The organism is Arthrobacter sp. PAMC25284 (assembly GCF_019443425.1).
GTDB classification, from domain to species: domain Bacteria; phylum Actinomycetota; class Actinomycetes; order Actinomycetales; family Micrococcaceae; genus Arthrobacter; species Arthrobacter oryzae_A.
This window is the reverse complement of sequence record NZ_CP080382.1, coordinates 102,607-124,811: the sequence shown is the minus strand read 5'-3', so window position 1 is coordinate 124,811 and position 22,205 is coordinate 102,607. Positions and strand designations below refer to the sequence as shown.

The window sequence follows — 22,205 nt, the reverse complement described above, 5'->3', positions numbered from 1 at the left end:
CCTATTTCGCCGTGGCTGCGGGCACGTTGCGGAAGACGTCAGGGTAGTTGTCGATGGCGGAGATCCTGTTCAGCGGCCACGCGATCACGCCGGCCTTACCTTCGATATCGGCGATGTCCACGAAGCCACCGCTGATCTCCAGGTGCGCCCGGGAGTCCGCGGAATGGTTGCGGTTGTCTCCCATGACCCAAATTTTACCGGCCGGGACCACGACGTCGAATTCCCGGACCTCAGGCACCTCCGCGGGGTTGATGTACTTTTCGTCCAGTGCGGCGCCGTTGAGGGTGAGCCGTCCGCCGCCGTCGCAGCAGATCACGTGATCGCCCGGGAGCCCGATGACGCGCTTGACCAGATGCTGTTCGGAGTTGTCCGGAAGGAGGCCGACGAAGGTCAGCCCGTCCTGAACCCAAGTGAATGGCCCCTTCGGTGCCTCGGCGGCGACCGCCAGCCATTCTTTGGTGTCTTTGAACACCACCACGTCACCGTGTTCAAGGGCGAATGGCGCAGGGACCATGAGATTTACGAAGATGCGATCGTTGATGTCCAGGGTGTTGACCATCGATTCGGATGGAATATAGAACGCCCGGAAGAAGAAGGTTTTGATCAGGAAGGACAGCACGATCGCCACAACGACGATCGTGGCGATCTCCTTCAGCCAGAGGAACGCCGTACTGTGCGTAGCCCGGGCCCTGAGCGCGCGCCGCGACGTGTCCCCGGCGTCTGGGCCTTCGGCGCTGAGCTCGTCGTCCGGCCCGTCGGCGGGCCCGTCGGCGCCTTGATGACCGTTCCCGGCGGCGGGAGCCGCGGCTGGGGTCGCCCCGGACTGGTCCGTCCCCCGCGGATCAGGGATCCGCGCCTCAGGATTCCTGGGATCAGGAATCCGGGGTTCGCTCTCGGGCATCTATTGTCCGTTCTTCGTGGTGGTGACGGCAGCGGCCTCGGTGGGCCGCGCTACTGCTGCAAATCTATCAAGCGGCCAGAGAATCTGTACCGGTCTGCCGATGACCCGGTTCAGCGGCACCATCCCGCCCCCTGGTGCACCCAGGAGGCTTCGCGAATCGGCGGACTTCGACCGGTGATCCCCCATTAGCCACAGCCGTCCAGCCGGGACGATCACGTCAAACACCAGTTCGCTCGGAACGTCCCCCGGATAGAGATAGGATTCCGCAACCGGCTGGCCGTTGACTGTGAGGGCGCCGCCGGCGTCGCAGCACACCACCCGATCGCCGGCGATCCCGATCACTCGCTTAACGTAAGTGGTGTCGTTCCCGGCGATGCCGAGCCAGCGCCCGGCTTCGGAGAGGACGTCCAGCGCGGGACCGTTGCCGCTGGCCAGCGGAGCGAAGGACCCGCGGCCGTCGAAGACAACGACGTCGCCGCGCCGCACCGGCTCTGCGGCAAAGTCTGTTCGGGACACCAGGATCCTGTCACCCGAGCGGAAGAGAGGTTCCATCGAGGCGGAGGGTATGAAGTACACGTCCAGCCACAAAGAGCGCACCACAGCGCTGATGACCATGGCCAGTACCAGCGCGAGGAACGCAAAACGCCAGCCCGGTTTCCTGGGCTGGCGTTTTGTCTGTTCCATGGTCCGTATCCTTTAGCGCTGTTCCGAGGTCATAAGCGCTGTTACGGAATGCTCCGGCGCCGGCCGGATACGGTCCGTGGACCGCGGTGAAAGTCCGGAAGGACTTACTTGGCGGTCTGGAAGTCGCGCTTTTCCTTGATCTTCGCGGCTTTACCGCGCAGTGCACGCATGTAGTAAAGCTTGGCGCGGCGCACGTCACCCTTGGAGACGAGCTCGATCTTGTCGATGATCGGGGAGTGTACCGGGAAGGTACGCTCCACGCCGACGCCGAAGGAGACCTTGCGGACGGTGAAGGTTTCGCGGACGCCATCGCCGTGGCGGCCCAGGACGAAGCCCTGGAAGACCTGGACGCGGGAGTTCTTGCCTTCGATGATGTTCACGTGCACCTTGATGGTGTCACCGGCACGGAAGACGGGAACATCGGTGCGCAGCGAGGCTGCATCTACGGAATCGAGAATATGCATTGATTCACTCCTGGTAAACGCCACAGGTCATTCACTTTGGGTTACGGCGGCCAGGTTCGGGCGCGTGGCGCCCGGAAATTACCGTCGAAAGTTTGTTGTTCCGGCTCCGTCAGGAATTGACTGGGCCGGGGTGCCGGGCTGTTGGTAGCGTTCCCCCTGTGGCAGGCTCGCGACCCAGCAGGCACAATGCCCTATTTTGCCATATGCCGGGCGTTCCCGCTAATCCCGGCGCCGAAGGCGCCCGTCGACGACGTCGAAGCCGAGGTCCGCGAAAGCGGTCCGGTCGGCGCGCGGCAGCTTGGCCGCATCGAACTCCGCCAGCAGGTCCGGACGGCGCTCCGCAGTGCGCCGGTACTGCTCATGGCGGCGCCATTGGGCGATCTTGCCGTGGTTGCCGCTGAGCAGCACAGCGGGCACCTCCCGGTCCCGCCAGCTGGAGGGTTTGGTGTACACGGGGTATTCCAGCAGCCCGTCCGAGTGGGATTCCTCCACGAGGGATTCGGGGTTTCCGACCACGCCGGGCAGCAGGCGTCCGATGGCCTCGACCATGGCCAGCACAGCTACCTCACCGCCGTTGAGGACGTAGTCCCCCAGGCTCATGGGCCGCACGGTGAAATACTCAGCCGCCCACTCCATCACCCGCTCGTCGATTCCTTCATAGCGGCCGCAAGCGAAAACCAGTTGTTCCTCTGCAGCGAGTTCATGGGCAGCCGCCTGAGTGAACCGTTCCCCGGCCGGTGAGGGCACGATCAGTACCGGTTTGGTTGCCGCTTCGGTATTTCCGGCGGCCACGGAGGCCAGGGGCCTGCGCCCATGGCTCGGATTTCATCACCATTCCGGCGCCGCCGCCGTACGGGGTGTCGTCCACTGTGCGGTGCCGGTCCGTGGTGAAGTCCCGCAGGTCGTGGACCCGCAAGTCCAGCAGGCCGTCCTGACGGGCTTTGCCGATCAGGGACAGTTCCAGCGGTGCCAGATAGTCCGGGAAGATGCTGACGACGTCGATCCTCATTTAGGCGCGCTCTCCGGTTCCGGCGTCGCCTTCGGCGTCTTTCGCGCTGCTGGCAGCTCCGCTGGATTCCTCGGCGTTGACTTCGAAGAGTCCGGGAGGCGGGGTCACGAGGATGAATTTCTCGCCGACGTTGACCTCGGGGACGATCTGTTCGACGAAGGGGATGAGGATTTCCGTGCCGTCCGTTGTGGTGACAACCAGCAGGTCCTGGACGGGCAGCGTGCGCAGGCCGGTGACCTTGCCAACCACGGCGTCGCCGACCCGGACGTCCAGGCCTTCGAGCTCGTGCTCGTACCAGCCTTCATCGTCGTCCTCGTCGATTTCCTCGGTTTCAATAAAGAGTTTGGCGCCCCGGACGGTCTCGGCCTCATTGCGGGTCTCGAGTTCCTCGAACGCGAGCAGCAGGATGTCCTTGTTCCAGCGGGCGCTCAGCACCGTCAGCGGACCGGCGGTGGCTGGCTCCACGATGAACTCCGTCCCCGGAACGAACCGGTCACCGGGCGCGTCCGTCAATACCTGAACTGTGACTTCGCCGCGGATGCCGTGGGGTTTGCCGATTCGTGCCACCTGGAGCTTCATCTGTTCCTCTGTTCCGGATTCGTACTGCTGGATTTCATGGTGCCGGTTGTTCGTGCTGCCCCTGACAGGGGCCTGCGGCACAAAGCAGTCCGGCCCCTTCACCAGTATCTGGTGAAGGGGCCGGACTCAAGACAAGTAAAGCTGAAAGCGTTACCGGCGCCGGTCGGTGTCGACGACGTCGACCCTGACCGGTTCGCCATCCGCCAGCGCGGCAACCACAGTGCGCAGGGCACGTGCGGTGCGGCCCTGGCGGCCGATCACCCGTCCTAGGTCGTCCTGATGAACGCGCACTTCGAGGGTATCCCCGCGGCGGTTGTTCTTCGCACCGACCTTGACGTCCTCGGGACTGTCAACAATCCCGCGGACCAGGTGTTCGAGCGCTTCTGCCAGCAATTTACTCAGCCTCGGTGGTCTCTGCTGCCGCTTCGGCCGGGGCCTCTGCTGCGTCGTCCTTCTTGGCCTTCTTGGTGATGGCTTCCGGGATGATCACGGAACCCTTTTCCGGGGCAACGAAGGCAGCCTTGGGAGCCTTCGTCTTCAAGGTGCCCTCCTGGCCCGGGAGACCCTTGTACTTCTGCCAGTCGCCGGTGATCTTGAGGATCGCGGCAACCTGCTCGGACGGCTGTGCGCCGACGCCGAGCCAGTACTGGGCACGATCCGTGTCGACCTCGATGTATGAGGGCTCTTCGGTCGGGTGGTACTTGCCGATCTCTTCGATGGCACGGCCATCACGCTTGGAGCGTGCGTCCATGACGACGATGCGGTAGTACGGTGCGCGCATCTTACCGAAGCGCTTAAGGCGAATCTTTACGGCCACTTTTGTGGTCACTCCTGTTTCTGAAACGGGGTCGAGCCCGGCGTTCTGCACCCGTGGGGCGGGCCATACTAGGGGGTTCTAATAGGACAAGATCCGGACGCGGAGAGAGGGGCCACGCAGATCAAGTACCTGTTCATTGTGCCAGATCATCCCGGGGATATCGACTTGACACCCCGTGCAGGGTCTGCGGGAGGGCGGCTTCCCGGTCCCGGGTCCGTGTTCCCGGCGCCGCTGCGGGCCGCCAGCCACCCGGTGAGGTCTGCCGCCGGCATCGGTCTGGCGATCAGGTAGCCCTGCACCTCATCGCACCCGAGCCGTTGCAGTTCCTCGAATGCCTCGCGGTTTTCCACGCCCTCGGCCACCATGCGCAGTCCGAGCCCGTGGGCGAGGGTGACGGTGGTCTGCACCAGGGTGGTCGCCCGCGGGTCAGCGCCCAGGCTCGCCACGAAGGACTGGTCGAGCTTGAGCTCATCGAGCGGAAGGTCGCGCAGGTACGCCAGGGAGCTGTAGCCGGTGCCAAAATCATCGATGGATATCCGGATCCCGGTTTGGCGCAGCCGCAGGAGAATGAGCCGGGCCCGGGCCGGATCCGCCACGAGGAAATCTTCGGTAATCTCCAGGGTCAGCGCGGCGGGCGGCAGGCGTCGGGCCGCGATCATGGCCGCGACCCGGTCCGGCAATGTGTCATCGGCCAGCGAAGCGGCTGAGATGTTCACCGCGACCGTGAGGCTGCGCCCTCCCGACTGCCACGAACGGGCCTGGTCCAGGGCTTGTTCAAGAACCCAGTCGGTCATCCGGGGCATGAGACCGGCTTCTTCGAGCAGGGGCAGAAATTCGCCGGGCTTGAGCATCCCCCGGTTGCCGTGATCCCACCGGATCAGGACTTCCACTCCGTCGATCAGGCCCGATGCGACGTCGAGCTTGGGCTGATAGTAGAGCGTCAGGTGACCGCAGGTCAGGGCGATCCGGAGTTCTTCCAGGTCGCGGAGCCGCTCTGCACCGCGGGTGTCATCAGCCGCGCTGTAGACATGGTGGCCGCTGCGGGAGGTTTTGGCGCGGTACATGGCAACGTCGGCTTTGCGCAGGAGGCCACTGAGATCGTTTCCCTCGTCCGGCCACAGCGCAATTCCGATGCTGACATCCGGCCGGAGGGTAATGCCGTCCAATGTGACCGGGGCGCCGACGGCGGCCCGGAGTTCGGCCGCCCGGGCCGCGGCATGGGTGCGTCCGGCTGCGGGCAGGAGCACCGCGAATTCGTCGCCGCCGATCCGGGCAAGCACATCAACGGTGCGGACGTGACCGGCCAGCCGCTGCCCCACTTCAGCCAGGAGCATGTCGCCGTATTCGTGCCCCAGCCCGTCGTTGACTTCCTTGAACTTGTCCAGGTCCATAATCAGCAGCGCGCCGCGCTTTTCGGCGGCAAGAACGTCCGGTACGTCCGCGTGGAAGGCCCGCCGGTTGGGCAACCCGGTCAGATCATCCGTCCGCGAAAGCACCCTCAGATCCGCCATCTTTGCCAGGTCCCGAAAGGCCACCTGGGCACGGAGTGCGGCCAGTACCAACGTCAAGCAGGAAAGCAGGACCGCACGCCCCGGGACCAAGGTAAAGGCGCCCATCGTCAGGATGCTCAGCCCGGCCAGCGTAGCGGTCGTCGATACAGCCAGCGCATGGGGCTGCCCGGGGGCCGGGCCTGGAGCCACCTCCGCGGGCGGGTGCTCCACCCACACTGCCATCAGAGCGAGTCCCAGCACCCAGCCGGCGTCCAGAAGTGTTCCTATGACGTAGGCGTCTTCAGCCGTCAGGAGCGCATACGCCGCATCAGAAAAGGCGAAGACGAACAGGCCTGCGATCAGCGGGACACCCGAACGTCCGAGCTGAAGCTTCGGGGCCGCCGCCATTCCCACGGCTGCCGAGATCAGGACCAGGTCCATCAACGGATAGGCCGCAGACACTACCGCCGCCGCCGACAACGGGTCCTCCGTTTCCGGGCTAAGAACCGGGTCGAGGACAACCGCCAGCACGGCGGCGGCTCCGAGGGCCCCGACTGCCGCGTCCAGCAGCACCGACTGTGCCCACTGCGGGGCCCGCCGCCGGACCGTGGCTGCGAGGGCAATGAACATGAGTGGATAAACCGCCAGATAGCCCGCGTCCGCCAGTGAGATGTCGGGAATTCCCGCTCCGTCATCCGAGGCAAGGATGTAGTACTGGTCCCCCAGCGCGAAGCACGTCACGGCCAGGCTGACCGCAACGCTGGGTATGCTCCAGAGCCGCCGCCTGACCACAGCGGCCCAGCAGACCAGCGCCGGCATCCATATGGCAACCGGGCCCAGCCAGCCGTCAATCCAAAGGCTGTAGCCGTTGCCGTGCATCGCCAGGGCCACGAGGTACCCGGCCACCACGAGCCACATCGCCACGGCCGGACCGGACATCGCCCGGACCCGTCGGCGCAGCCGGCCAGGCCACCGCACCCCGGCCGCCAGCGGTTCCCCCATCGTTACTCCCCCAAAAAATTTTCCTTGTTACCAATGAGCCGAGGATAGCCCACGGTCTCAACGAACCCGGGACCATCGGGGGCGCCGTGTGGGCCAAGGGCACCAGGGTCCGGCCTCATGCCCCGCACGGATGTACCGGCCAGCGCCGCCGGCCAGGTCTACCGGCCAGGTCGCCGGCCTGGTCTCCCGGCCAGGTCTACCGGCCAGGTCGCCGGCCTGGTCTACCGGCCAGGTCTGCTGGCCTGGTCTACCGGCCAGTGCCGCCGGGGAGGTCAGGCCGTCCAGACGTAAAGCCCCGCCCTGCTGGTCGGATCAACGCCGGCGGCCAGTTCGGCCAGGCGGCGGACATGGCCCAGCGCCTGGTCCGCGCCGAAGGGCATGTCCTCCTCTGCCGCCCAGCCCTCGGCCACGTCCTCAAGGACGTTGCCTTCGCCTTCGGTTTCGTAGCTGAGCAGGTCAGCGAGGACCCGGACCATGGCGTCCGGGACGCCGAGGAGCGCGTCACTGGACACGTCGACCATGGCCAGCTCATAGTTTGATCCCGCGGCGTGCACGGCGGCCCCGGCCAGGTCGCCGAGCCGTTCAATTTCGAAGTCGCTGATGTCCGCGATCCGCAGTGCCCCCGGCGCGGCGGCCCCGCCACTTTCAAGGGCCGCGGCGCGCCGGAGGGCTTCGTCGTGGGTGGACACAAAGATTTCGGTGAAGCCCATGAAGCTGGTCCTTAGTTTTCTGGCAGCGCTGGGCCGCATCTTGGCATTTGCTTCAGCCTAGCCGCTTGGGGGCGGCATCGTCGGGGCTGGACTGGGCATGCCCTCCCTTGACCGCGACCACTGGACATATAGCCACTATGCCCATCGCTGGGAGTCTGCGCTGGGCATGTCCAGCGGCCAGCGCAGTTGGCAGTCAGCGCAGTTGGCGTCAGCGCACCGCGACACGGATGCGGTTGCGCCATGGATCCTCGAAGCGCAGTTCGGCTCCGGTGTGGTGCGATTCCATACCGGCGACCCTAAGCCGGTCGGCGAGCGCCCCGACGTCGTCTGCCGAGGGCAGTTCAATCAGCACCTCACCGAGCCCCAGCGTGTCATGCCGGGGTCCGGCGCCGCGGCTGTTCCAGACGTTCATGGCCATGTGATGGTGATAGCCGCCGGCGGAGACGAAGAGGGCCTGGCCGTGCCAGCCGGCGGTCTTTTCGAAGCCAAGCGTTCCGACGTAGAAGTCATGGGCGGACTGCACGTCGCCGACCTGGAGGTGGACGTGTCCGACGCCGGCCGCGGTCCCGCGCTGCCCGGTCACCGATTCCTCGGTCAGGAATTGTTCGAGGAATCGCTGCGGCGGGAGGGCCAGGCTGTCCATGACCACATTCATGCCGTCCCAGGACCAGGCATCGCGGGGCCGGTCCCAGTACAGCTCAATCCCGTTACCCTCGGGATCGGTGAAATAGAAGGCCTCGCTGACGAGGTGGTCCGCGCTTCCAGTGAAGGACTGCGGCGCGTACTGCGCAGCGCTGGCGACCGTGGCGGCCAGCGCAGGCTGGTCCTCGAACAGCAGCGCCGTGTGGAAGAGTCCGGCCTCGCCGCGGGAGGGGATCCTCAGTCCGGGGGCCGGGGCGAGGTGCACAAGGGGTTTACGTCGGCGGCCGAGGTAGAGCCCGCCGTCCTGCTCCGCCACAATGTCCAGGCCGAGGGCACGCTGATAGTAGTCCGACATGAGTTTCATGTCCCCCACCTTGAGCATCACGGTGCCCATGGCGAGTTCGGCGGGAAGAAGATCCTGGGTGCTGGTTTCTGCGGTCATGGGCGCTCCGGTGTTCCTGCGGCCACCGACCCTCGATGACCCTACATAAGGCTAAATTACTTGAAGCTTCAATTTATTCCTAATGGGCCGGTTGCTGCCGGAGCGACCGGTTCGCCGCGAAGGACAATGTGCTTGAGTTCCTGCAGGGTGCCCAGATTGGTCCGGGGATCCTCGGCGCAGACCAGGACGTCGGCGCTGGCCCCCTCGCTGATCCCGTCGGCGCCGAGCCAGTCCCGTGCGGACCAGGTCCCGGCGTCGAGGGCCGCCCTGGCCGGCAGGCCTGCGGCGTGCAATGCCTGGATTTCGTCCACAATGCGCCCGTGCCGGATTACGCTCCCGGCATCAGTGCCGGTGTAAATCGGAACCCCGGCCTCGAAGGCCTCGAGGATCCGCTCGCTGCGGCGCTGCCAGAGCGAGCGCATGTGCGCGGCGTAGCGCGGAAACCTCGCCTCGGCCTGGGCGGCAATGTCCGGGAACGTGGCGATGTTGATCAGGGTAGGGACGATCGGGACGCCCTGCTCCACGAAACGCGGAAGGTGCCGGGGAAGGAGCCCGGTGGCGTGCTCGATGCAGTCGATCCCGGCGTCGAGCATGTCATCGAGCGTGTCCTCAGCGAAACAATGCGCCGTCACCCGCGCGCCTTCGTCGTGGGCCGCCTCGACGGCGTCCTTAAGTACTCGGGCCGGGAAGCTCGGGGCAAGGTCCCCGGCGTCACGGTCGATCCAGTCCCCGACGAGTTTGACCCAGCCGTCCCCGGCCTTGGCCTGTTTCCGCACAGCCTCTACGAGGCCTTCCGGTTCAACCTCGACGGCGAAACCCCGCAGGTACCGCCGGGTCCGGGCGATATGCCGTCCGGCCCGGATGATGCGCGGCAGGTCGGCCCGCTGCTGCAGCCAGCGGGTGTCGTGGACAGCCCCGGCGTCGCGCACCAGCAGGGTGCCGGCGTTCCGGTCCGTGAGCGCCTGTTCCTCGGCGGTATGGTCCGGGACATCCCCACCGGGTCCGAGTCCGATGTGGCAGTGGGCGTCCACGAGGCCCGGGATCACCCAGCCGGCGAGGACCCGGTCCGGTCTGACGGCAGGCCGCCGGAAGGTCAGGACGCCGTCGACCGACCACAGTCCATGCTCTTCCCGGTCCGGGGCGGTCAGCACCGGGCCGCTGAACTCGATGATCCTGTTCATGACTCCAAGCGTAGACCTCCTGCCGGCCCCGGCCCGGTCATATCACGGCACCTGGTCCGGCGTGTGGTAGCTTCATCTACGACCACACGGGTGCCCTTGCAGGGGCTGAGATCGGGCTGATGCAGCCTGCGACCGTTGAACCTGTCCGGGTAATGCCGGCGAAGGAAGTGAGTAATCCTTTGAGCACCACAGAAATACAGCACAGCCCTGCCCAAGATGAAGCACCCGGTACAACGGAGAGGGCTGAAACCCAGTCCTTGAAGTCGCACTCGCTGGCTTACATCGCTGACGACACAACGGGGATCCGCGTCCCGGTCACCGAAATCGCGCTGGAAATCTCCCCGAATGGCGAGCCCAACGCCCCGTTCCGGGTCTATCGGACGGAGGGCCCCGGCAGCGATCCCGTGGTGGGTCTCGAGCCGTTCCGCGCCCCGTGGATCGAGGCCCGCAAGGACACCGAGCCGTACAGCGGCCGGGAACGGAACCTGCTCGACGACGGCAAGTCGGCCGTGCGTCGCGGCGCCGCCTCCGCCGAGTGGAAGGGCACACAACCGGTGCCCCGCCGCGCCGTCGAAGGCACGACCGTAACCCAGATGCGCTACGCAAAGCAGGGCATCATCACCCCGGAAATGCAGTTCGTGGCGCTGCGGGAAAACTGCGATGTGGAGCTGGTTCGCAGCGAGGTGGCGGCCGGCCGCGCCATCATCCCCAACAACATCAACCACCCCGAGTCCGAGCCGATGATTATTGGCAAGGCCTTCCTGGTCAAGATCAACGCCAACATCGGGAACTCGGCCGTCACCAGCTCCATCGCGGAGGAAGTGGACAAGCTGCAGTGGGCCACGAAGTGGGGAGCGGACACCGTCATGGACCTCTCCACCGGAGACGATATCCACACCACCCGGGAGTGGCTGATCCGCAATGCGCCCGTCCCGATCGGCACCGTCCCGATCTACCAGGCGCTGGAAAAAGTCAACGGCGAGGCCAACGCGCTCACCTGGGAGATCTACCGGGACACAGTGATCGAACAGTGCGAGCAGGGCGTGGACTACATGACCGTCCACGCCGGCGTCCTCCTGCGCTACGTACCGCTCACGGCCAACCGTGTCACGGGGATCGTGTCCAGGGGCGGTGCCATCATGGCGGGGTGGTGCCTCGCACACCACCAGGAAAACTTCCTGTACACGCACTTTGACGAGCTGTGCGAAATCTTCGCCAAATACGACGTCGCGTTCTCACTCGGGGACGGGCTGCGCCCGGGCGCGACGGCGGACGCGAACGACGCCGCGCAGTTCGCCGAACTGGACACCCTGGCCGAACTGACGAAACGGGCGTGGGAATACGATGTCCAGGTCATGGTGGAAGGTCCGGGCCACATTCCCTTCCACCTCGTCCGTGAAAACGTCGAACGCCAGCAGGAACTCTGCCAGGGCGCCCCGTTCTACACGCTCGGCCCGCTGGTCACCGACATCGCTCCCGGCTATGACCACATCACCTCGGCAATCGGCGCCACCGAGATTGCCCGCTACGGCACGGCAATGCTCTGCTACGTCACGCCCAAAGAACATCTCGGGCTTCCGAACAAGGACGACGTCAAGACCGGCGTCATCACCTACAAGATCGCCGCCCACGCTGCCGACCTCGCGAAAGGCCACCCGGGCGCCCACGAACGCGACGATGCACTCTCCAAGGCGCGGTTCGAATTCCGCTGGCGCGACCAGTTCGCCCTCTCCCTGGACCCGGTCACGGCCGAATCCTTCCACGACGAGACGCTGCCGGCAGAACCTGCCAAGACGGCCCACTTCTGCTCCATGTGCGGACCGAAGTTCTGTTCCATGCGGATCAGCCAGGACATCCGCGACGAATACGGATCCGCGGAGTCGCAGGCCGCGCTGGCCGAGATGGCAGCCGGGATGCGGGAAAAGAGCCAGGAGTTCCTCGCCTCAGGCGGGAAGGTTTACCTTCCGGAGCTCTCAGTCGGCGGCCGCGCCTAGCCGGCCGGACGGTTGCCGGAGGATCCGCGGACGGTCCCGATCAGCACGCCTGGGCGTGCTGGGACCGGCTGACTTCGGCAATGAATGAACGGATGATCCGGCGGCCTTCCGCCGAATCCTGGGGCCGGTGCCCGCCCGCGGCGACGTGGTGCAGGGCGCCGGTCTCCCGCAAATAGCCGGCGATTTCCTCGTAGAGCGGTTCCCAGCCGCCGGTCAGGACCAGGGTGGGCACGCCGGGGACGATCTGCAGCGGCGCCTCCCAGGGCGGCGCCTGCAACCGCAGCCGCCGGGCAGCGCGGACGGCCTCCGGCGTTGTCGCCCCGGGGGCGTCTGCGGAGAACGCCCGCCGAAGGTACTCGCGCTGAAAGTCTTCGTCGCTGAGCTGATGGCGGACGTCATACAGGGGCTGCATCAAGGCCCGGTGCGCCGCCGACGCCGGCAGTTCAGCCGTCAGCGACAGGCAGGCCGGTTCCACCAGGGTGAGGGACTGGACAAGATCGGGCCGCTGGACGGCGGCCATCATCGCCGCGATGGCTCCCTGCGAGTGGGCCACGACGTGGCCGCCGGCCTCACCGCGGCCGTCATCGGCCAGCGATGCCAGGACTATGGCGGTGTCCGCGGCGAAGTCCGTTTCAAGTGGTTCAGCGTCTGGTTCAAACCCGTGACGCCGGAGGAAAAGGGCATCGTAGGAGAGCGCCAATCCGTGCTGCTTCGGCCACGCGGCAGCCCCGAAGCTGCCTGCCCCGTGGACAAAAACTACGCGCTGCTTGAACATTCTCTAACCCTAGGGCACCGACCCGTCAATCCGGCGGGCGACATAGCAGCGGTTGGCGGGTTACTTGTCTCCGCCGAGGAATTTATCGAAGCCCTTGGGCAGGTTCAGCTGGGAGGGATCAAAATCCCCGCCCTGCTGGCCGAAGGAAGCTCCGGTCGGCAAGGCCTTGGCCCCTGCCGCGCGCCGGGCCTCCGCGTCGCGAAGTTCCTGGGCGGCCTTGGCGGGGTTGCCGGAGCGCGCCTTCTTCTTCGGCGCGTTCTTGGCACCCTTGCGGGCCGCTCCCCCGGCGCCCGGCATCCCCGGCATGCCGGGCATCCCGCCGCCGGCGGCCATCTTCTTCATCATCTTCTGGGCCTGCGCAAACCGCTCCAGGAGGCCATTGACTTCGGAAACGTGCACGCCGGAACCGCGGGCGATGCGGGCGCGGCGGGAACCGTTGATGATTTTCGGTGCGACGCGCTCGTGCGGCGTCATCGACCGGACAATCGCCTCAACCCGGTCGATCTCGCGTTCGTCGAACTGCTCCAGCTGCTGCCGGATGTTCTGCGCGCCCGGCATCATCATCAGCATCTTCTTCATGGAGCCCATGTTGCGGATCTGCTGCATCTGGGCCAGGAAATCGTCGAGGGTGAAGTCTTCCTGGTCGGCGAATTTCTTCGCCATCCGGGCTGCCTCGTCCTTGTCCCAGGACTTCTCGGCCTGCTCGATCAGGGTCAGGACGTCGCCCATGTCGAGAATGCGCGAGGCCATCCGGTCCGGGTGGAAGAGTTCGAAGTCGTCCAGGCCTTCGCCGGTGGACGCGAACATTACCGGTTTGCCGGTGACGGAGGCGACGGACAGTGCGGCACCGCCGCGGGCGTCGCCGTCGAGTTTGGACAGCACAATGCCGGTGAAGTTAACACCCTCATCGAAGGCCAGCGCCGTGTTGACGGCGTCCTGGCCGATCATGGAGTCAATCACGAACAGGACTTCGTTGGGAACGATGGCCCGGCGGATCTGGCGGGCCTGTTCCATCATCTCGGTGTCGACGCCGAGACGGCCGGCGGTATCGACGATCACGACGTCGTGCAGGGTGCGTCGGGCCTCGTCGACGCCGGCGCGGGCGACGGCGACCGGATCACCGGCCGGGTGCTCCAGTTCGGACGTCGCACCGGGGTGCGGAGCGAACACGGGCACGCCGGCACGCTGACCGACCACCTGCAGCTGGGTGACGGCGTTGGGGCGCTGCAGATCGCAAGCGACGAGCATGGGGCTGTGGCCCTGGGCTTTGAGCCATTTGGACAGCTTGCCGGCCAGGGTCGTTTTGCCCGCGCCCTGGAGGCCGGCGAGCATAATGACGGTGGGACCGGTCTTGGCGAGGCGGATCCGGCGTGTCTCGCCGCCGAGGATCTCCACGAGTTCCTCGTTGACGATCTTCACGATCTGCTGGCTCGGGTTCAGCGCACCGGAGACCTCGGCACCGAGGGCACGCTCGCGCACGCGTCCGGTGAATTCCCGGACCACCGAAACGGCCACGTCCGCGTCCAGGAGGGCACGCCGGATCTCGCGTACCGTGGCGTCAACGTCCGCCTCGGTCAGGCGGCCCTTGCCACGGAGGTTCTTGAAGGTTGCTGTCAACCGGTCAGAGAGTGAATTGAACACGCGCCGTGCACTTCTTTCAGTGGATGTACGGATGGCGGCCGGTCCGGCACGCCAGCGTCGCGACTGGGGTTCGCCTGAACGAACCGTCTCGACAACGGGACTCGACTATCTAGGGTACCAAGTCGCGCCGTCAAGGTGGCATGCTGGCTTAGGTGACCAGCGAAACAACGGTGAAGACCCTGCTCATCCTCGGCGCCTCGGGCGACCTGACCGGCAGGCTGCTGCTGCCCGGCCTGGCCCGGCTCGTGGCCCGCGGCCGCGCCGACGGCCTGACGCTCGTTGGCGCGGGCTCGGACGACTGGCCCCCGGAACGATGGCGGGACCGGGTTGAGGAGTCCTTCGCGGACGAGAACTCGCAGGCCGACGCTTATGGCAAGCGGGAGCTGAAACGGGTCGCTGCTTCCAGCAGCTACCACCGGCTCGATGTCACCGCCGAAGGGCGCCTTGCAGGGCTGATCGCGGAACTGGACGGCCCGGTGGCGGTCTACTTTGCGCTGCCGCCGCATGTCAGTCAGTTGGCCTGCGAGGCCCTCGCGCCGGAACAGGTGCCGGCCGGGACGCGCCTGGTCCTGGAAAAGCCGTTCGGCTCGGATGAAAAATCCGCCCGCCGGCTCAACGCCACGCTCGCCGGCCTCGTCCCCGAGGACCATATCCACCGGGTGGACCATTTCCTGGGCAAGGCCACGGTCCTGAACATCCTGGGCCTGCGCTTCGCGAACACTTTCCTGGAGCCGGTCTGGAACCGGCAGTACATTGCGCAGGTGGAGATCATCTTTGATGAGGACCTGGCCCTGGAGGGACGCGCCCGCTACTACGACGGCGCCGGCGCCCTCCGCGACATGATCCAGAGCCATCTGCTGGAGATCCTGGCGCTGATGGCCCTTGAGCCCCCTGCCTCCATTGACGAACGGGACCTCCGCGACGCCGTCGCAACCGTCCTGCGGGCCAGCAGCATCAAGGCCCCCTACCGCACGAGCACCCGCCGCGCACGGTACACGGCCGGCCGCATCGAGGGCCGGAAGGTCCCGGACTACGTTGCGGAAGACGGTGTGGACGCCGCCCGCAACACCGAGACCCTTGCGGAGGTCCGGGTCGAGATCAACAACTGGCGCTGGCAGGGGGTGCCGTTCATCCTGCGCTCGGGCAAAGCCCTGGGCAACAAGCGCAAGGAGGCTGTGGTGACCTTCCGGCCGGTGCCGCACCTGCCCAGGGGATTCACGGGCGTGGACGCCCCCAACCAGCTTCGGATCGGCTTCGGCCCGGACACCCTGCAGTTCGACGTCGACGTGAACGGCCCCGGCAACGTGCTGAACCTGGACCGTGCGACGCTGCAGGCCGAGCTGAGCGCCTCCGCCCTGCTGCCCTACGGTGAAGTCCTCGAAGGAGTCCTGACCGGCGATCCGCTGCTGTCCGTCCGTGCCGACACCGCGGAGGACTGCTGGCGGATCATTGACCCGGTCCTGAAGTCCTGGGCCGCCGGTCACGTCCCGCTGGAGGAGTATCCGGCCGGGTCGTCAGGCCCCGGAGGGCTGGCCGGTCTGACCGGCATGAAAAAGCGGGCCGGATACCTTCCAGGTATCCGGCCCGCTCCCCCAATTGTTTCGCTTGTTAACGCCGTTGCCGGCTAGATGGCTGCCGGTCCGCGTTCCCCGGTGCGCACCCGCACTGCTTCGAACACATCCATCGTCCAGACCTTGCCGTCACCGGCCCGGCCGGTGTTTGAGCTGGCGATGATGACATCGAGGATGTCGTTTGCCTGCTCGTCAGTGGCGAGGACTTCCACCCGGATCTTGGGCAGCAGGTCCACGTTGTACTCCGCACCGCGGTACACCTCCGTGTAGCCGCGCTGCCGGCCATAGCCGCTGGCGGCGCTGACGGTGAGCCCCTGCACGCCGTAGGCTTCGAGTCCTTCGCGAATCGTCTCGAGCTTTTCCGGACGGACGATCGCTGTGATCAGTTTCATGCCCCCACACTTTCCTTGCCTGCGTCTGTCGTCTTTTCGCTGCCGGTTGCCGTGTCGCTGCCGGTTGCCGTGTCGCTGCCCTGCTTCTTGCCGGTGATGAGGTCATGCAGCGGCTGGAAGCTCCCGCCGTGGCCGCCAACACCGAACTCGTAGGCGGTCTCGGCGTGCAGGCTCAGGTCCACACCCACCGCTTCCTGTTCCTGGGAAACCCGGAAGCCCATGAACTTGTGGATCGGGTAGGCGATGATGAAGGTCACCACGGCGGTGAAGACCATGGCGAATACCGCGGCGAGGACCTGGGCGACGAGCTGGGTGCTGCCGCCGCCGTAGAACAGACCGGCGGTGCCCTGCGTCGGGGTGGCCAGGAAGCCGATCGCCACGGTGCCAACGACACCGGAGACGAGGTGGACACCAACGACGTCGAGCGAGTCGTCGTAGCCGAACTTGAACTTCAGGCCGACGGCGAGCGCCGAGGCGATACCGGCGACGACTCCGAGGGCGATGGCGCCAAGCGGGGAGACGTTGGCGCAGGCCGGGGTGATGGCGACCAGACCGGCGACCACGCCGGATGCGGCGCCGAGGGACGTCGGGTGACCGTCACGGAAACGTTCGACGGCGAGCCAGCCGAGCATCGCGGCGGCCGGGGCGACGAGAGTGTTGATCCAGATCAGGCCCGCCTGCTCGACGGTTCCGGCGGCACCGGCGTTGAAGCCGAACCAGCCGAACCAAAGGATTGCGGCACCGAGCATCACGAACGGAACGTTGTGCGGGCGGTGGTTCGGATCTTTTCCGAAGCCCTTGCGGTTGCCGATGATCAGGACCAGGATCAGGCCGGCCACACCGGCGTTGATGTGCACCACGGTGCCGCCGGCAAAGTCGATGACCGGGGCGAACGTCTGGCCAAACCAGCCGTCCTCGGAGAAGAGCCCGCCGCCCCAGACCATAAAGGCCATCGGCGCGTAGACCAGGGTGACCCAGATGGGGGTGAACAGCACCCAGGCGGAGAACTTGGCGCGGTCAGCGACGGCTCCGGAGATCAGCGCCACGGTGATGATGGCGAACGTGGCCGCGTAGCCTACCGAGAGCAGGTCTGCCGGTTCGCTGAAGTTGTGCAGCCCGAAGTGGCTGAACGGGTTCGCAAAGATCTGGAAGAAGTTGTCCTCGTTGCTCGTCGCCATCGAGGCGCCCCACAGGACCCAGACGATCGCGACGGTTCCGATGGCGACGAAGCTCATCATCATCATGTTCAAAGCCGACTTGGCGCGTGTCATGCCGCCGTAGAAGAATGCCAGGCCCGGGGTCATGAACAGCACGAGTGCTGAAGCGACCAGGAGCCAAACGAGACCTGCGGTGAGTTCCATGGTCTGCGTCCTCTCTTGCTGAAGGTGCGGATTTACCCGCCGGTCCAACGCATAGTGCTGCGTTCTTGGTTAAAAGTTTCGCCGGGCCGTGTTTCGCAGTTGCAGGAATTAGATTGCTGGCTTGTTACAAGGATCACCCTGACGTAAATGCTGTGTCTCAGCCTTGTTACGGTTGTGTTTCACCCGTTTCGTCTGTCCCGGCCGCACCACCCCCGCAGCCGGCACACGCCCGGCCACTTAGGACGACAGCAGCATGAGCAAATCCTCCCGTACTCCCGGTGACGCCCGCCCTGTGGCAGCAAACCGGCCGCCGGGCCGCACCCGGCTGCCCCGGGACATCAAGGTGATGTTGGTCGCTGCGTTCCTGATTGCTATCGGCTTCGGCCTTGTCGCGCCGGTGCTCCCCCAGTTCGCCACCACCTTTGACGTCGGCGCGACGGCGGCGGCGGTGATCGTGAGTATCTTCGCTTTTATGCGGCTCGTCTTCGCCCCGGCCGGCGGTGCACTGATTGTGCGGCTCGGTGAACGGCCGGTCTATGTCGCCGGGCTGCTCATTGTGGCAGCCTCGGCGGCTGCGAGTGCGTTCGCCCAGGACTACTGGCAGCTGCTGGTCTTCCGCGGCCTCGGCGGGGCGGGCTCCGTGATGTTTACGGTCGCTTCGATGGCCCTCGTGGTGCGGTTGGCGCCACCCGAAAGCCGTGGCCGGGTCTCGGGCGCCTATGCCTCGGCGTTCCTGATCGGCAACGTCTGCGGACCGATCGTCGGCGGGCTGCTCGCCGGCTTCGGCCTCCGCGTCCCGTTCCTGGTCTACGCGGCGGCGCTGGTCGTCGCGGCCCTGGTGGTGCAGACCCAGCTCAGCCATGTGCCGGCGGCCGCCCGCGACGCCGGCGCGACGGCACCGGCCATGGAACTGCGCGAGGCCCTGCGGGACAGCGCCTACCGGGCCGGACTGTTCTCCAGCTTCGCCAATGGCTGGGCCACCTTCGGCGTGCGGATGGCCACCGTGCCACTGTTCGCCGTTGCAGCCCTCGGCGCCGGGCCGGAGTCGGCCGGCTGGGCGCTGGCCGTCTTCGCGGGCGGCAACGCCGCGGCCCTGACGTTCTCCGGCCGGCTGGCCGACTCCCTGGGCCGTAAACCCCTGATGCTCGCCGGTCTCCTGGTCACGGGGACAGCCACGGCGGCCATCGGCTTCACGCACGATTTGACCTGGTTCCTGCTGGCCTCCGCCGTCGCCGGAATCGGCTCGGGATTGCTCGGACCGGCCCAGCAGGCGGCCATCGCGGACGTGATCGGCAATAAACGCTCCGGCGGACGGGTACTCGCCCTCTTCCAGATGACGGCGGACAGCGGCGCCATCATCGGCCCCGTGGTCGCCGGGCTCCTCGCTGACCAGTTGGGCTATCCGTGGGCCTTCGGGGTGACCGGCGGCGTCCTCATTACCGCGGCGGTGGGATGGCTGCTGGCCCGGGAGACATTCCGTCGGCCCGCCGCGTCCCCGGCACCCCCGGCCCTTGGCTAAGCTGGGACGACTTTCCCAAAAACTTCCGGAGGTACTGCACCATGGCCGAATTCGACTCTTCCCCCGGGAAAGCCGATAGTCCGCCGCCCAACGATCCCGCCCCGGCGGGATCCACGAAGCGCAGGAGGATCCTCGTCGCGGCGGCCATCGCCGCCGTCGTGGCCGCCGCGGCCGTGGTGATCCCCCTGACGCTCGGCGCACCGGAGCCGGCGCCTTCCTCCCCGGCATCCTCCGCGCCGGTGTCCACCCAGTCGGCCGAAGCCGGCCCGCCAGTGACGTACTACGATCAGCCCGGCCCGCCCGAAGGATCCCCACTGGAACAGGTCGAAGCCCTGAAAGTCGACGTCTCCAAGGACCTCGTGGGCACGTCCCTGACCAAGGGCATCGCGGGCATTTCGCTCGAAGCGACCGATCTGGCCGACGCCGATCTCAGCAGCTCGAACGCCTCCATGGTGAAACTGCTGCAGGAGATTGACCAGCCGGTGCTCCGGTTCGGCGGCAACGCCGTGGACCGGAGGTTTTTCTGGACCTCGACCGGCGAGCCGCTCCCGTACAGCGGTGACAAGACCCACCCGGCCCGGGCAGTCGGGCCAGCGGACCTGAGCCGGATCAACACCCTGCTCGAAGCCGGCGACGCCAAGATCGCGCTCACGGTGGACCTGGGCCACTACAACCCGGACCGCGCTGCGGACATGGCCAAGCAGGCTGCGGAAATATTCGGCGACCGGCTCCTGAGCATCACCGTCGGCAACGAACCGAACGGCTACGTCTTCAACGGCGTCCGCACGAACGGCTACAGCCTGGAGCAGTACATCACGGAGCTGAAGGCCTATGCGCAGGCCATTCATGCCGTCGCTCCGAACGTCCCGATTGCCGGGCCCGGCGCTTACGACCAAAAGTGGTGGCAGCCGTTCATCGACGCGGAGATCCCGCAGAAGAAGATCCTCTCCTTCCACAACTATCCGCTGTACAGCTGCGACGGCAGCGACCCCAAGGGATCGCCGACCATGGCCAACCTGATGAGCCAGCTCATGCATGACCGTGCCGCCGATTACCAGCAGGCGGCCCTCGCGGCGGGCAAGGGCCGCGGGGCTGGAGACCTGGCTGCCGGAAACGGGAATCGCGGCCTGCCCGGGCTCGAACGAAACGTCCCGCACCCACGCCTCGGCCCTGTGGACTGCCGACTACGCCCTGAACGCCGCGCAGCTGGGGATCACAAAGATCGGATTTCACAGCTCCACGTTCACCTGCAAGGGCGGCCCGCCCATGTCCGCGATCTGCAGCGCCGGGGACTACCCGCTGGGCAACGGAGTGATGTCCGGCCGGGCCAACTTCTTCGGGATCTCCATGGTCGCCGAGCTCAACGACGGAAAGTTCCTGAAACTGAAGCACTCCGGCGGCGGTCTGGCCTTCACCTACGCCCTCCAGCACGAGGACGGCAGCACAACCGTTGTCCTCGTCAACGAGAACAACCCGGAGACGGCCGCCCAGACCGACGTCACCCTGAAACTGCCCGGCAAGGCCGTGACCGGGACCATGACGCAGCTCAGCGGTCCCAGCTATGCGGCCGAGGATGAGACCGTGATCGACGGCGCCAAGTCCGAACCCACGCCGTTGGCAGACCGCGCCACGGTGCCCGGCTTCGCCTACCGTTCCGAGACGCAGACGTTCAAGCTCACGGCCGGCACCGTCACCGTCCTGAACTTCACGTACTGAACCGGCTTTAAGCCGGACCGGCCCGCAGCAGAGAGTGTTTTTCAACGCTCACCGCTGCGGGCCGGCCGCGTTTCAGCCTCAGTTCAACAGGGCGTCGACGAAGCTCTCGGCGTCGAAGGGGGCCAGGTCATCGGCGCCTTCGCCCAGGCCGACGAGCTTGACCGGGACACCCAGGGACTTCTGGATGGCGACGACGATGCCACCCTTGGCGGTTCCGTCCAGCTTGGTCAGCACGATGCCGGTGATGTTGACGACCTCGGAGAAGACCCGTGCCTGGTTCAGGCCGTTCTGGCCGGTCGTGGCGTCCAGGACCAGGAGTACCTCGTCCACGGCGGCGAGCTTTTCGATGACCCGTTTGACCTTGCTGAGCTCGTCCATCAGGCCGGTTTTGTTCTGCAGGCGTCCGGCCGTGTCAATCATCACGACATCGACCTCCTGGTCGATGCCGGCTTTAACGGCCTCGTAGGCCACCGACGCCGGATCCGCGCCGTCGATGTCGGACTTGACGGTGGGCACGCCCACCCGCTGGCCCCATGTGGCCAGCTGTTCGGCGGCGGCGGCGCGGAAGGTGTCGGCGGCGCCCAGAAGGACGTCCTTGTCTTCGGCGACCAGCACCCGGGCCAGCTTTCCGACCGTGGTGGTCTTGCCGACGCCGTTGACGCCGACCACCATCACGACGGCGGGCTTGTCGCCCTGGCGGGTGACGTTCAGGCTGCGGTCCATCGCCGGGTCCACAAGTTTGAGGAGTTCCTCGCGCAGGAGTGCCTTGACCTGCTCGGGCGTCCGGGTGCCGAGGACCTTGACGCGTTCCCGGAGCGCGTCCACGAGCTGCATCGTCGGTTCGGTGCCGAGATCGGCAAGCAGGAGGGTCTCCTCCACCTCGTCCCAGACGTTTTCGTCGATCTTGTCTGCCGAGAGCAGGGCCAGGAGGCCTTTGCCGAAGACAGTGTTGGACTTGACGAGCCGTTCACGCAGCCGGGCCAGCCGTCCGGCAACCGGCATCGGGGTCTCCACGGGAACGATTTCCAGCCCCGCAACATCGTCCGGGACCTCGACGGTGTCCGTGCCGTCGACGTCGGCGGCCTCCAGGGTGCCGCGTTCCGCTGCCGGCCGTGCGGCCCCCGGGCGGTCCTCCAGCAGGGTTCCGCCGGGAGCCTGGCCGGACTCCGCAGGATCGTTCGCGTCACGCGTTTCCGGGTAGTCCCTGATGTTCCGCCGGGTCTTCATGAGCACCGGAATCAGGGCAGCAAGGACCACCAGGGCAGCGAGAATGGGCAAAATTATGGGGAGGATGTCGTTCACTCCCCTAGCTTCT

The 22,205-nt window shown here is 66.4% G+C and carries 20 protein-coding genes, 1 pseudogene and 1 riboswitch; of the genes and pseudogenes, 5 read left to right on the top strand and 16 right to left on the bottom strand.

Features of this window, described 5'->3' with window-relative positions; translation table 11 throughout:
* Window position 1: 1 nt before the first annotated feature.
* The 11 genes and pseudogenes from lepB (KY499_RS00545) to KY499_RS00495 all read right to left on the bottom strand — a co-directional run bounded on the left by lepB (KY499_RS00545) (window position 2) and on the right by KY499_RS00495 (window position 9,921).
* Window positions 2–901, bottom strand: coding sequence for a signal peptidase I (lepB, locus tag KY499_RS00545; protein ID WP_123255024.1), 900 nt, complete (start codon window positions 899–901; stop codon window positions 2–4).
* The gene (gene lepB / locus KY499_RS00540; protein WP_123255023.1) at window positions 902–1,585 is read right to left on the bottom strand and encodes a signal peptidase I; all 684 of its coding nucleotides are present in this window, start codon (window positions 1,583–1,585) and stop codon (window positions 902–904) included.
* 104 nt (window positions 1,586–1,689) lie between these two features.
* Window positions 1,690–2,049 (bottom strand): 50S ribosomal protein L19, encoded by a 360-nt coding sequence (gene rplS, locus KY499_RS00535; protein WP_123255022.1) that lies wholly within the window; start codon window positions 2,047–2,049, stop codon window positions 1,690–1,692.
* Window positions 2,050–2,268: 219 nt separating this feature from the next.
* Window positions 2,269–3,058: pseudogene (trmD, locus tag KY499_RS00530) on the bottom strand (tRNA (guanosine(37)-N1)-methyltransferase TrmD).
* Window positions 3,059–3,637 carry a ribosome maturation factor RimM gene (rimM, locus tag KY499_RS00525; protein WP_219886877.1) on the bottom strand — a complete coding sequence of 193 codons (579 nt, stop codon included), beginning with the start codon at window positions 3,635–3,637 and terminating at the stop codon, window positions 3,059–3,061. It lies immediately after the preceding pseudogene.
* Between the two features lie 150 nt (window positions 3,638–3,787).
* Window positions 3,788–4,030: an RNA-binding protein gene (locus KY499_RS00520; protein WP_123255020.1), complete on the bottom strand. Its 243-nt coding sequence runs from the start codon at window positions 4,028–4,030 to the stop codon at window positions 3,788–3,790.
* A 1-nt stretch (window position 4,031) separates the two neighbouring features.
* Entirely contained in the window at window positions 4,032–4,454 is a 423-nt protein-coding gene (gene rpsP, locus KY499_RS00515; protein ID WP_123255039.1) for a 30S ribosomal protein S16, read from the bottom strand.
* A 146-nt stretch (window positions 4,455–4,600) separates the two neighbouring features.
* Window positions 4,601–6,946, bottom strand: a complete 2,346-nt coding sequence (locus tag KY499_RS00510) for a bifunctional diguanylate cyclase/phosphodiesterase (RefSeq protein ID WP_219886026.1) — start codon at window positions 6,944–6,946, stop codon at window positions 4,601–4,603.
* A gap of 272 nt (window positions 6,947–7,218) precedes the next feature.
* On the bottom strand, window positions 7,219–7,656 hold the full coding sequence (locus KY499_RS00505) for a hypothetical protein (RefSeq protein ID WP_123255018.1): 438 nt from the start codon (window positions 7,654–7,656) through the stop codon (window positions 7,219–7,221).
* Window positions 7,657–7,864: 208 nt separating this feature from the next.
* A complete protein-coding gene (locus tag KY499_RS00500; protein ID WP_123255017.1) occupies window positions 7,865–8,740 on the bottom strand; it encodes a VOC family protein in 876 nt (291 codons plus the stop codon).
* Window positions 8,741–8,808: 68 nt separating this feature from the next.
* Complete coding sequence (locus KY499_RS00495) at window positions 8,809–9,921, bottom strand: amidohydrolase family protein (RefSeq protein WP_219886025.1); 1,113 nt, start codon at window positions 9,919–9,921, stop codon at window positions 8,809–8,811.
* A 76-nt stretch (window positions 9,922–9,997) separates the two neighbouring features.
* Window positions 9,998–10,105: riboswitch (TPP riboswitch) on the top strand.
* On the opposite strand from KY499_RS00495, the gene thiC reads away from it, so the two are divergent.
* On the top strand, window positions 10,074–11,915 hold the full coding sequence (gene thiC, locus KY499_RS00490; RefSeq protein WP_375141105.1) for a phosphomethylpyrimidine synthase ThiC: 1,842 nt from the start codon (window positions 10,074–10,076) through the stop codon (window positions 11,913–11,915). It overlaps the preceding riboswitch by 32 nt.
* 40 nt (window positions 11,916–11,955) lie before the next feature.
* On the opposite strand, the gene KY499_RS00485 is transcribed toward thiC, so the two are convergent.
* Together KY499_RS00485 and ffh are read right to left on the bottom strand one after the other, a co-directional pair.
* Complete coding sequence (locus KY499_RS00485) at window positions 11,956–12,690, bottom strand: alpha/beta fold hydrolase (RefSeq protein WP_123255014.1); 735 nt, start codon at window positions 12,688–12,690, stop codon at window positions 11,956–11,958.
* A gap of 60 nt (window positions 12,691–12,750) precedes the next feature.
* Window positions 12,751–14,331: a signal recognition particle protein gene (ffh, locus tag KY499_RS00480; RefSeq protein WP_123255013.1), complete on the bottom strand. Its 1,581-nt coding sequence runs from the start codon at window positions 14,329–14,331 to the stop codon at window positions 12,751–12,753.
* Window positions 14,332–14,483: 152 nt separating this feature from the next.
* On the opposite strand from ffh, the gene KY499_RS00475 reads away from it, so the two are divergent.
* Window positions 14,484–15,959 (top strand): glucose-6-phosphate dehydrogenase, encoded by a 1,476-nt coding sequence (locus KY499_RS00475; protein WP_219886024.1) that lies wholly within the window; start codon window positions 14,484–14,486, stop codon window positions 15,957–15,959.
* Here KY499_RS00475 and KY499_RS00470 read toward each other — a convergent pair.
* Together KY499_RS00470 and KY499_RS00465 are read right to left on the bottom strand one after the other, a co-directional pair.
* Entirely contained in the window at window positions 15,956–16,294 is a 339-nt protein-coding gene (locus tag KY499_RS00470) for a P-II family nitrogen regulator (RefSeq protein ID WP_123255011.1), read from the bottom strand. The two genes, KY499_RS00475 and KY499_RS00470, sit on opposite strands and share 4 nt — an antisense overlap.
* Window positions 16,291–17,655: an ammonium transporter gene (locus KY499_RS00465; protein ID WP_219886023.1), complete on the bottom strand. Its 1,365-nt coding sequence runs from the start codon at window positions 17,653–17,655 to the stop codon at window positions 16,291–16,293. Before KY499_RS00465 ends, KY499_RS00470 begins: the two co-directional genes overlap by 4 nt.
* A 253-nt stretch (window positions 17,656–17,908) precedes the next feature.
* Here KY499_RS00465 and KY499_RS00460 point away from each other — a divergent pair, with 253 nt between their 5' ends.
* Genes KY499_RS00460 through KY499_RS00450 form a run of 3 tightly spaced genes read left to right on the top strand, consistent with a single transcriptional unit; the run spans window position 17,909 to window position 20,890 of the window.
* Entirely contained in the window at window positions 17,909–19,174 is a 1,266-nt protein-coding gene (locus KY499_RS00460; RefSeq protein ID WP_219886022.1) for an MFS transporter, read from the top strand.
* Between the two features lie 41 nt (window positions 19,175–19,215).
* On the top strand, window positions 19,216–20,751 hold the full coding sequence (locus KY499_RS00455) for a hypothetical protein (protein ID WP_219886021.1): 1,536 nt from the start codon (window positions 19,216–19,218) through the stop codon (window positions 20,749–20,751).
* A complete protein-coding gene (locus KY499_RS00450; RefSeq protein ID WP_219886020.1) occupies window positions 20,711–20,890 on the top strand; it encodes a hypothetical protein in 180 nt (59 codons plus the stop codon). The genes KY499_RS00455 and KY499_RS00450 overlap by 41 nt, the downstream gene beginning before the upstream one ends.
* A 78-nt stretch (window positions 20,891–20,968) precedes the next feature.
* Here KY499_RS00450 and ftsY read toward each other — a convergent pair whose 3' ends face one another.
* Complete coding sequence (gene ftsY / locus KY499_RS00445; RefSeq protein WP_219886019.1) at window positions 20,969–22,192, bottom strand: signal recognition particle-docking protein FtsY; 1,224 nt, start codon at window positions 22,190–22,192, stop codon at window positions 20,969–20,971.
* Window positions 22,193–22,205: the final 13 nt, after the last annotated feature.